Source organism: Dysgonomonas sp. 511, assembly GCF_010501105.1.
GTDB lineage: Bacteria > Bacteroidota > Bacteroidia > Bacteroidales > Dysgonomonadaceae > Dysgonomonas.
In genome coordinates this window covers 70,741-81,108 of record NZ_QVMQ01000014.1, presented here as the reverse complement: position 1 = coordinate 81,108, position 10,368 = coordinate 70,741, and the positions used below count along the sequence as shown (strand labels likewise).

The following is a 10,368-nucleotide window of genomic DNA, read 5'->3' as shown; positions in this document are numbered from 1 at the left end:
ATAGCTTTGACTAAAGTCTTTACATATCTAAATTGGTTTCCCCGACTTAAAAGTCGGGGCTAGTGAAAACTTTGGCTCCACAACTTTTCGGGGTGATCCAAAGCAAGACTTATGAGAGAAATACTCTTTGCTGTAAGCAAAGGAAGATTTCTCGGAAGAACTGTTAGGCTATGGTCTTGATGGTTTATTCTTGATTATATCCTTGTATGGAAGATGAAAAGGATCTCAGTCATCTACCTTTTTTGGCTTTGTTTTAGTGCTTGGAGTTACCGAAGTTTTTGTTCTCAAGCTATCATTTTCAATCTGTAGATTTTGAGTAGTTATGATTTCTCTATAATACTTATTCTGGTAAATAAGAGAATCACTATATAGTTTCATAGAGAATACTGTAAGAATAAAAATTAGTATTCCGAATATAGTTATAATGAATGATGTTTTCCTGAATTTAATAATACCAAAACGAAATATATCTTTCTTACCCAACAAAGCCTTTATCTCATTCATGTTTATATTTTCAGGTGCGGATAGATTATTTACTGCTTTCTTTATAGATAATACATTATTATTCAGCGTTGTAATATTCTTTAGATTTGCTTCAAAATGAGAATCATTCGATTTCCCCAATATAAAAGCATATTCTTTGATGGATGCCAATACCTCATCATTAGATAAGGGTTGAATATTTACTGGAACATTATCTTGCTGTTGTTTATCGAGTACATTATTTAATTTTTCGTCTATTTCGGATAACTTTTCCCAAATAGCATCATTGGATATCGTTTTAGCCATAATGAGTTTTATTTTAATTTGTTATAAGCCAAAGCCTCTGCGTTTCTTCTTTCTCTTCCGCTTATCCTCTTCATTTTCCATACGATTTTTGAAAGCCTCTTCTTCGTAATCATCGTCATGTGGTTGGATATTGGTTAATCCACCAACAGCATCCAACACAGAGCCGACAATAGAAGTAGAGTCAGAAGAGTTAGCTTGTTGAGTAATTTTGTTTGACTGTATATTAGTATACTGTAATTGTTCTGTATTGTTTAACAGACTGTTGAGTTTGGAATAACTGAAAGCTCTATCTACATCCGAGCCTTTGAATGAGCAATCCCCTTTCTTAAAAGATATACCTTGTATTTCATTGGTCTGTCCTTTGTATTTATAAGCTATGGTTATCCCCTGTTGTTTGAGTTGCGATTGGAATTGTTGCCAGTCTTTGTATTGTTTTAAGGTAGCTTTGATAGTATGATAGATTTCATACTTCGTTTTCTCTGCACCTTTCAGCTTTTGAACATTGGTATGGTCTTTTCCTTTGCCGTATGTCAGATTATATTTATCCTTTAGTTGTTTGCAGACTTTCTTATTACGGTATCGGTCGTTTTTGTCTGATATGGTTTTTCCTTCATTATCTACTCGGTTAAATACGATATGACAATGAGGGTTATCCGTATTGTTATGACGTACTATGATAAATTGTGTATTCACTATTTTCATAGCCTGCATATATTCTCTTGCCAGCTTTAGCATAAAAGCATCGGTTAGTCTATGCTCGTCTTCTTTGGAATAGCTAAGAGGAATATGTCCCACACTTTTTGCTAGATTCGGATTCATCAGGCTTTGCATATAAAAGCTGTTGATGATGGCTTTTACATCCGTGCTCAATACTCCTTCACTATCTAAAAGCTTAGCATCTTCTTTGCCTAATACATAAGAAACACAGCCTTTAAAGCTTTTTCCTTTTACTATTTTTCCAATCATCGGACAGGTTATTTATAATTACCATTATATTTTCAAATAGATTTTGAGCCTGATTTTCGAGGTTTTTTGTTCCCATAAAGCGTGCATTTTTGACAAGTTGATTGAGATTATTACCCATATTGGATAGTTTTTTTAAGATTTCCATATTTTCTTTTTTGATGGGTTCTTTTATCTCTCCGTTCATAATTGCATCATGACAATAGATACTAATAGGAAGATTTGCCCGTTTTGCTTTGTGCCTTATTTCATAGAGTTCAGGCTCGGAAAAACAAACTCCGATAGTCTTGCTTTTCCGAGTGATAGAACTCTTTTTAGGGCGTCCTCCTTTCTTTTTATTATCTGAATTGTCAGGATTCAATTGAAATAATCTAATACTTTATTATTCATCCAACTCCACAAAATTGCCGACCAACGGGAGCAATTTTTCCTTTGGCGGTCAGCCAAAGCGAGGGTTTTCATGTAATGAAAACATAACCTCGCTCCGCTAACATCGCATGGGGTTGCTATTATCACGAAAGGTCTACTTACTCGGCTAAGTTTGCTTACAACTTTTTCCAGCTTTCGATATCTTCTTTGTATTCCTCCAGATGGTGAATAACCAAATTTTCGATAAAGCCCGAAACACTTGATTTTTCTGTGCCGAGTCGGAGATATATACTCACTATCTTCTTCCGAAGTTCGTTGCTGATGAAAACGGTTTTCCTGTCGGTTATCTTGGGGACGGACAGAAAGGTTTGCCGATATTCCTGTAAACTGGCTTTGCGTTGTTTACTAGATGAAGTTTTCATCATTGGCTGACTCGGCTCTGTTCCGTGTATGGATGCTAATATAGCTTTTTCATCAATCTCATCTGGAGCGAGAATAGTCTTCTTACTTATCTTAGGCTCTTCAACTGATTGTGTAGAGTTGGCAGACTGTTCGTCCATTGCTGAATATGTTTCACTTCCGATAAATTTATTTATATCGAAATCATCAGGTAGTTGATTTTTCTTGGACATATGTTTTAAATGATTAATAATTTATTTATGGGACTTTCTTCTGGCACTTTTAGCAATAGCCAAAAGTGTTTCATTATTGCCTGAAGAGGGAATGGTTTGTTTTTCAACCCATTTCAAGAGTTCATCGCGAGAAAAGATTATCCTGCGCCCGAAAAAACGAAACGGCAGGATTTTATTCGCAGTCATTTTGTAGAGTTTGGACTTACTTAATTTATATCCATTCTCTAATAAAAAGGAAAGGGCTTGTTCTACTGAACATGTGTCCGGTATCTTCTGCGGTTTTTCATCCCTGTTGTCGGGAAGCACTTTTTTGATAGCCTTTTGAACAATCTCCTCCAATTGTTCAGGAGTAGTAAGAATAATTTCATTCATATAAATAACCAATTAAGATATTTGTACCTGCGGGCGTCCCCACTTAACTCACCCGAGTGTGATGACAAATTTAAATCGGCTTTATATGATAAGTTTTATGAACTTTTTGAGTTTACAGAGTTTTTTCAGATAACTGAGTTCACAAAACAAGCGTTTATTTATCAGCAATGTACAAGAAGAATAATAGCCGAAAAATAACTTTCGGCTATATGAATTTATGTGAACTGTTTACTGTTCTTATTAATCAATTTCGTCTTTAAGAAGTATTTTATCTACGGATTTCATAAAATTCCGATGCTTCATTCCCCCTTCATTTCTGATAAATTGGTTAGTATAGGCAGAATAAGATAGCCGATAGTTCTGAAGAAATGGAATTATCCACTCCTTTTCGGTATTAAATAAGGCTTTGTTATTTGAATTTATCCATATCTTTTTTAGCAGATAGTAAAAACGTACTGTTTGTTTGGGTTTGAGTTTGAATTTTTCCTGCTTATGAATATTTGTTGTAAACATATCTAAGAATTCCACCAGTGTAATATCGTTCCACAATTCATCGTTAAACTCTTTATAGATAAGGTCGAGGATAGGAATTGATAATATGTATTCAGCAGAAATATTTACTGGTTTATCTTGGGAGTGTGTAATAACTTCTTTCGATATTGGGGATTTCTCATTTCCTGCTTTAATATGATATTTCAGCAAAGTATTGTAGGCGACTAAATGGCTTAATGTTTGTAAATATGTCCTCATTACTCTTAATCATAAATTAATCACAATAAAATTAATACAATAATTTAACTTTCAATATAAAAAATATTAATAACTTTGCACCCAGATTTTGGTGTCATGATTCTGCATCTTCGGAAAAGTGATGAAAAGGGAATCAGGTGTAAATCCTGAACAGACCCGCTGCTGTAAGCTCCACCAAAGTCTTTGAACAATACTCGGAACCACTGTTCAGTAATGAATGGGAAGGGCGTTCAAAGATGGAGTAAGTCAGAAGACCTGCCAAGATTGATAAGTTTAAAGCTTTCGGGAAATAAAGCTGAAGAACACTGAAAAGAAATCAATCTTTATTATTTTGTCAGGTTTTCTGATTTCTTATTCACTCAATCTTCATTCATTTTTTTCTGTAAGCTAATTTGATAATATTCAAATGGCTAAGATATGTATTATTCCAACTTTACTTTCAAGGGCTTATTATTGTTCCTTGTAGTAATTATTGCACAAATTGTAAATGCCCAGAACAAACTCGACAGCATACAAACACTTAAGGAAGTTGTCATTACAAAACGACCTATATCGAAAGATATTATTCCGGCTCAAACATTAGGAGGTCAAGAACTTAAACGGCTGAGTGTTGTCTCTGTTGCTGATGCGATAAGATATTTCGCAGGGGTACAAATTAAAGATTATGGAGGTATTGGAGGGTTAAAGACTGTCAACATCAGAGGAATGGGCACTCAGCATGTAGGCGTATTCTATGATGGCATCCAATTGGGAAATGCCCAAAACGGACAAATAGATCTGGGACGATTCTCGATGGATAATATGGAGATGCTATCGGTCTATAATGGACAAAAAAGTAATATTTTTCAACCAGCAAAAGATTTTGCATCTGCCGGATCGGTGTACATGACTACACGCCGTCCGCAATTTGAAGAAGGGAAAAAGAATAACTTAAAACTTTCTCTGAAAGGAGGTTCGTTCGAAACAATCAATCCATCAGCTTTATGGGAACACAGCTTCACTAACGATATTGCCATTTCTCTCAATGCCGAATATATGTACACTTCCGGAAAATACAAGTTTTCATATGAGAAGAAAAACGGTTACGATACTACCGAAGTAAGACAAAACGGAGATGTGCGCGCGCTACGCATAGAAGGAGGACTGTACGGAAAAATCAAGAATGGAAAGTGGCAAGGCAAATTATATTATTATGATTCTGAAAGAGGTTATCCGGGAGCATCGGTCAGAGAAGAACCCGGTAAGTTCAAACACGAAGACCGGCAATGGGACAGAAACTTTTTTGCACAAACTTCTTTTCAAAAGTCTTTCGGGAGGCATTACGAATTACTATTAAATGGAAAATATGCTTACGATTATCTTCATTATTTATCCGACCCAAGACTGGATGTTACCACAATGTATGTTGACAACCATTATCGCCAGCAAGAAGCATATTTTTCCGTTGCCAATAAAATAAATATATCTGACTGGTGGAGGTTCAACATAGTAACTGACATTCAATACAACACGCTCAATGCAGACTTGACTAATTTTGTTTATCCGTCTCGTTATACATCCCTGACAGCATTTGCAACAGACTTCGATTTCGACAAACTGAAAATTCAGGGAAGCCTGCTTTATACTTATGTCCATGATGAAACAAAAGAAGCCGGATCTTCTGCCGGCGATAAGAATGAATGGACGCCAACTATTGTTGCCATGTATAAGCCATTCGACAAGACCGATTTAAGCATAAGAGGCTTTTACAAGAAAATTTTCCGAATGCCTACATTCAATGACCTTTACTACACATTTATCGGGAATAAACAGTTGAAGCCCGAATATACAACACAATACAATCTGGGCATAATCTATTCAAGAAATTTTACAGGAAAAATATTCAATCGATTCGAAGTACAAGTCGATGGTTACTTCAATAAGGTGGATGACAAGATTATTGCCATGCCTACATCCAACCAGTTTCAATGGACAATGATCAATCTCGGACATGTTGAGATAAAAGGCATCGATATAGCACTGCAAAGTGGTTGGCAATTCGGTAAAGTGGCAATTAATTCCCGTTTAACATATACTTATCAGAAAGCACAGGATTTTACCGATCCGTCTGACAACTACTACGGAGGGCAAATACCCTATATACCATGGCATAGCGGATCGGCAATTATAGGGACTATATACAAAGATTGGGATTTGAATTATAGTTTTATCTACACCGGAAAGCGTTATGAGTCCAGTGCAAATATTCCTGAAAATTATGCTCAACCTTGGTATACTCACGACTTATCTCTATCGAAAGTAATTCCCTTAAGAAATTCTGATTTGCGCATTACTGCGGAAGTAAATAATATTTTCAATCAGCAATACGAGGTAGTGCAATGCTACCCCATGCCCGGAACAAATTTTAAACTTAAAATAAATTGGACTCTATGAGACGCTTATTATCAACTATTTTATTCATACTGTTCGTAATGGTATGTATAACTGCTTGTCGGGATGACGACGATATTATCCCCTCGACCTCTACTCAAGTAATATATCCGGATGCAGATCCGGGAGAGATTATGGGTTTTTTTCTACTAAATGAAGGAAACATGGGAAGCAATAAAGCAACCCTCGACTACTTTGATTATGAAACGGGAGTTTATACTAAAAACATATTTGCCGAACGTAATCCGGGAGTTGTAAAAGAATTGGGAGACGTAGGGAATGACATTCAGATATATGGGAACAAGTTATATGCTGTAATCAATTGCTCCCATTTTGTAGAAGTAATGGATATAAATACAGCGAAGCATATAGATGTTGTATCAATCCCCAATTGCCGATATATAGTCTTTAAAGATAAATACGCTTATGTCAGTTCCTACGCCGGACCTGTAGAAATTAATCCTAATGCCCGATTAGGATATGTAGCAAAGGTAGATACAGCATCGTTGAAAGTAGTAAGTGAGTGTGTTGTAGGTTATCAACCCGACGAAATGGTAATTGCAGGTAACAAACTATATGTGGCTAATTCCGGAGGTTATCGTGTACCCAATTATGACAAAACAGTTTCTGTTATTGATCTGAATACATTCGAGGAAATAAAAAAAATAAATGTGGCGATAAATCTTCACAGGCTCGAACTAGACCGCTATGGCAACATATGGGTATCGTCTCGGGGCGATTACTATAATATTCCATCTAAGACATATGTTATAAACAGTCTGACAGATGAAGTAACAGACGAGTTTGATTTGCCTTGTAGTAATATGACCCGATCCGGAGACTCTATCTATGTATACAGTACAGAATGGAGTTATATCAGCAATAAAAATACAATTAGCTATGCCATTATCAATACTGAGACAAAAAAGATTGTAGACCGAAACTTCATCAAAGATGGAACTAAGGAAAACATAACCATCCCATATGGTGTAGCAGTAAATCCCGAATCAAAAGAAATATTCGTAACAGATGCAAAGAATTATGTTACTCCCGGAAGGCTACACTGCTATGCCCCTAACGGAATACTCAAGTGGTCTGTTACGACAGGCGATATACCGGCTCATATAGTGTTCACAAATAAAAAACTACAATCAATTAACTAATTGTTATGAAGAAAAATTCATTCAAATCAACATTGTTCATTATCATCTCATTTTTGATGTTTAGTAGTGTCTTTACATCCTGTAAAGATGACGATGAAATATATATCCTAAAGAGGGAGGATATAAAAGTAAATGAACCCGAAGGAGGTTTTATAACTAAAGTCAATCAACTACTTAAAATAGAAGCCGAAAGCTCTTCAGATGAAGGAGTAACGTATGAGTGGTTTTTAGATGATGAAAGTATAGCAACGACTAAGAACATGGAGTATATGTTTGAGATTGTCGGAGAATACGATTTAAGGCTAGTCGTAACGCAGTCGGAAATTAAATATGAATATCCTTTTTCGGTTACAGTAACCTTTTCTGAAATAAAGTCCCCGACAGATGGTGCTACAGCTTATATAACCAAAATACTCGACTTTATGCCCGCAATCGGACAATTCACAAACGTATTGCCAAAATATGAAGAGGGTGACACCCAAGCAACAATGAATACGAAAGTGTTGGAAGCAATAGGTAACAATAAAAAAGGTATGATATCGCTCGGCGGATTTGGAGGATATGTAGTTGTAGGCTTTGACCATACAATACAAAATGTGAAGGGGAAACGTGACTTTCGGGTATTAGCCAATGCTTTTTATGCCAACACTAACCCCGACCCAAGTGCTCCTGAAGGTGGCAGTTGCGAACCAGGAGTTATAATGGTTGCGTACGATAGCAACGGCAATGGCGTTCCGGACGATAACGAATGGTATGAGATAGCAGGAAGTGCACACGAAGACCATACCCAAGAACTTTGGTACGAAAAGGCAAAAGATAATGGCAATGATGTTAATCTTTATCGCAATTACGAAATCACTTATTATAAACCGGAAAACGAACCGACAACTGCCGAAGGTAAAAAACAATATATACGTTGGGAAGATAACAAGGGTAATTCGGGCTATAAGGTAAAAAACGCTTTTCACAATCAGCCCTATTATCCGCAATGGGCTAGCGGAGACAAGATTACGTTCAAAGGCACATGTCTCCCTCAAAATGGAGTAGATGAAAGCGGGCAGGGAAACTACTTTGTTTTATATAAATTCCGCTATGGGTATGCGGACAATGAAACGAATACAAAAGACGAATCTGCTATCGATATCGACTGGGCTGTAAACTCAAAAGGCCAAAAAGTACACTTGCCGGGAGTAGACTTTATTAAAATTTATACCGGAGTCAATCAGGAAAATGGATGGCTCGGAGAATGTTCGACAGAAATTACAAGTGTAGAGGATTTACATATACTTGGAGTTTCGATAGATACAAGGGAAGAATAATCTAATTATTAGATATTTAACAATCATACAGAATGAAAAAATTATTTTATCTATTTACGTTCGCAGTTTTATTAGTATCTACTTCATGTTCGGATGACGACGATATTTATACTCCGACCCTGCCTGGAGTTACAATAATAAATCTTTCGGAGAATGCATCTGTCGCACAAGAAGATACAATCTATTTGAAAGCGAATATACAAAGTGAACAAAGGAGTAAGTTTATCTGGACTGTAAATAATACTAAGTCTGCGAATATAACATATACTGATTCAGTTTTCAAATTTGTTCAACGAGAAATAGGAAATTACAGAGTAACTCTAACTTGCATAAATCCGGATGGAGAGACTAGTGTAAATATAAACTTAAGCGTTTATGGAAAATTCAAATATGGAACTTTCGTCTTGAACGAAGGTAATATGACTACCGAAAACGGCTCTCTAACCTTTATTAGTCCTAAAGGAGTGATAACGGATAGTGCTTATTTCAAGGTGAATGGCACAGAGTTGGGAAGTGTATGTCAAGACCTGTTTATTGCCGACAATAAAATATATATTGTTGCGCAAAACAGCCAAAAACTTGTTGTCGCAAATGCTGAGACATTGGTAAAAGAAGCCGTCTATAATGATGAACTCTCTACTTTATCGTGGCCTACACATGTAGCTGTTTTAGACGATGAGGCTTTTATCCGCGACAATAGAGGCGTGTACTCGTTCAATACATCGACCAAAGAGTTGAAACTGTTGAAAGGTACAAGCGGAGCATTAAAAAACAGAATGGCTAAAGTGGGAAATAAAGTATTTGTTCCTGCAAATAAGTCAGTATTAGTACTAGAAGCCGGAAAAGACTCTATCTCTCATAAAATAGAATTTGACGCAAATGTTTCGGGTGTAATTAAAACCTCCGACAATAATATTTATGTATCTACAACAGGGACTCCTCATAAAATAACAAAAATAAATGCCCAAAATTATTCAGTTATCAAAGAAAATGAAATAACCGAAGGGAAGGTCGGTGCAGGATGGGGCGCTACTCCGGGCATCAGTGCCAAAGGCGATACTATCTATTACAGCAATGCTTCGACAACAATCTATCGTCACATTTTCTCAAGCGGAACATCCGAATCTGTTGTAAATGTGAAAGACTATGTAGAAAATGCGAATATCGTCTATAATAATCTGGGCGTTCATCCTATTACAGGTGAGGTATATTTTAATACTATAAAAGCTTATGGCTGGGATTTCTTGATTAATAATATAAGCGTTTTCAATTTGGGACAATCCGATCCTAAACTAACAATTAATTATAAAGATCATACTCATTTCCCGGCAGGAATATTTTTCACATACAATTTTGAATAAATCAACAAAAACTCTAATTATCATATCACTACAGATAATTAGCTAACCGTGGGAAGTTAGCTAATCTTTGAAGCTAATTGAAATGAAACGGGAGAGTCGGGATGACTCTCCTATTTTTGTTTTTAGGGGAAAATATAAATAAATTCTCTTTTATAGATAAACGGAAGAATAACGATTAGAAGCATATAATATATAAGAGAGGGATATATGCCACTTCATA

At 36.0% G+C, this 10,368-nt stretch carries 10 protein-coding genes and 1 riboswitch; of the genes, 4 read left to right on the top strand and 6 right to left on the bottom strand.

Annotated features, from left to right (window positions below; translation table 11 throughout):
• Positions 1-225 precede the first annotated feature (225 nt).
• From D0T57_RS08280 to D0T57_RS08255, 6 genes are all read right to left on the bottom strand, one after another.
• Positions 226-789, bottom strand: coding sequence for a hypothetical protein (locus D0T57_RS08280; protein ID WP_163272738.1), 564 nt, complete (start codon positions 787-789; stop codon positions 226-228).
• A gap of 21 nt (positions 790-810) precedes the next feature.
• The gene (locus tag D0T57_RS08275) at positions 811-1,755 is read right to left on the bottom strand and encodes a relaxase/mobilization nuclease domain-containing protein (RefSeq protein ID WP_163272736.1); all 945 of its coding nucleotides are present in this window, start codon (positions 1,753-1,755) and stop codon (positions 811-813) included.
• Positions 1,721-1,900 (bottom strand): hypothetical protein, encoded by a 180-nt coding sequence (locus tag D0T57_RS15850; protein ID WP_255490544.1) that lies wholly within the window; start codon positions 1,898-1,900, stop codon positions 1,721-1,723. The genes D0T57_RS08275 and D0T57_RS15850 overlap by 35 nt, the downstream gene beginning before the upstream one ends.
• Positions 1,901-2,297: 397 nt before the next feature.
• Entirely contained in the window at positions 2,298-2,753 is a 456-nt protein-coding gene (locus D0T57_RS08265; RefSeq protein WP_163272733.1) for a DUF3408 domain-containing protein, read from the bottom strand.
• Positions 2,754-2,774: 21 nt separating this feature from the next.
• On the bottom strand, positions 2,775-3,125 hold the full coding sequence (locus D0T57_RS08260; RefSeq protein WP_163272731.1) for a helix-turn-helix domain-containing protein: 351 nt from the start codon (positions 3,123-3,125) through the stop codon (positions 2,775-2,777).
• 240 nt (positions 3,126-3,365) lie between these two features.
• Positions 3,366-3,875 carry a hypothetical protein gene (locus tag D0T57_RS08255; RefSeq protein ID WP_163272729.1) on the bottom strand — a complete coding sequence of 170 codons (510 nt, stop codon included), beginning with the start codon at positions 3,873-3,875 and terminating at the stop codon, positions 3,366-3,368.
• Between the two features lie 72 nt (positions 3,876-3,947).
• Positions 3,948-4,153, top strand: a riboswitch (cobalamin riboswitch).
• 139 nt (positions 4,154-4,292) lie between these two features.
• On the opposite strand from D0T57_RS08255, the gene D0T57_RS08250 reads away from it, so the two are divergent.
• The 4 genes from D0T57_RS08250 to D0T57_RS08235 are packed head-to-tail and all read left to right on the top strand — an operon-like array spanning position 4,293 to position 10,148.
• A complete protein-coding gene (locus tag D0T57_RS08250; protein ID WP_163272727.1) occupies positions 4,293-6,308 on the top strand; it encodes a TonB-dependent receptor in 2,016 nt (671 codons plus the stop codon).
• On the top strand, positions 6,305-7,468 hold the full coding sequence (locus D0T57_RS08245; protein ID WP_163272725.1) for a YncE family protein: 1,164 nt from the start codon (positions 6,305-6,307) through the stop codon (positions 7,466-7,468). The genes D0T57_RS08250 and D0T57_RS08245 overlap by 4 nt, the downstream gene beginning before the upstream one ends.
• A gap of 5 nt (positions 7,469-7,473) precedes the next feature.
• Positions 7,474-8,787 (top strand): PKD-like domain-containing protein, encoded by a 1,314-nt coding sequence (locus D0T57_RS08240; protein WP_163272723.1) that lies wholly within the window; start codon positions 7,474-7,476, stop codon positions 8,785-8,787.
• 32 nt (positions 8,788-8,819) lie between these two features.
• Complete coding sequence (locus tag D0T57_RS08235; RefSeq protein WP_163272721.1) at positions 8,820-10,148, top strand: DUF5074 domain-containing protein; 1,329 nt, start codon at positions 8,820-8,822, stop codon at positions 10,146-10,148.
• Positions 10,149-10,368 lie beyond the last annotated feature (220 nt).

Bases quoted from the DNA above. Each gene is read 5' to 3' on its own strand.
- D0T57_RS08280 (WP_163272738.1), bottom strand. From the start codon at position 789: ATGGCTAAAACGATATCCAATGATGCTATTTGGGAAAAGTTATCCGAA.
- D0T57_RS08275 (WP_163272736.1), bottom strand. From the start codon at position 1,755: ATGATTGGAAAAATAGTAAAAGGAAAAAGCTTTAAAGGCTGTGTTTCT.
- D0T57_RS15850 (WP_255490544.1), bottom strand. From the start codon at position 1,900: ATGGAAATCTTAAAAAAACTATCCAATATGGGTAATAATCTCAATCAA.
- D0T57_RS08265 (WP_163272733.1), bottom strand. From the start codon at position 2,753: ATGTCCAAGAAAAATCAACTACCTGATGATTTCGATATAAATAAATTT.
- D0T57_RS08260 (WP_163272731.1), bottom strand. From the start codon at position 3,125: ATGAATGAAATTATTCTTACTACTCCTGAACAATTGGAGGAGATTGTT.
- D0T57_RS08255 (WP_163272729.1), bottom strand. From the start codon at position 3,875: ATGAGGACATATTTACAAACATTAAGCCATTTAGTCGCCTACAATACT.
- D0T57_RS08250 (WP_163272727.1), top strand. From the start codon at position 4,293: ATGTATTATTCCAACTTTACTTTCAAGGGCTTATTATTGTTCCTTGTA.
- D0T57_RS08245 (WP_163272725.1), top strand. From the start codon at position 6,305: ATGAGACGCTTATTATCAACTATTTTATTCATACTGTTCGTAATGGTA.
- D0T57_RS08240 (WP_163272723.1), top strand. From the start codon at position 7,474: ATGAAGAAAAATTCATTCAAATCAACATTGTTCATTATCATCTCATTT.
- D0T57_RS08235 (WP_163272721.1), top strand. From the start codon at position 8,820: ATGAAAAAATTATTTTATCTATTTACGTTCGCAGTTTTATTAGTATCT.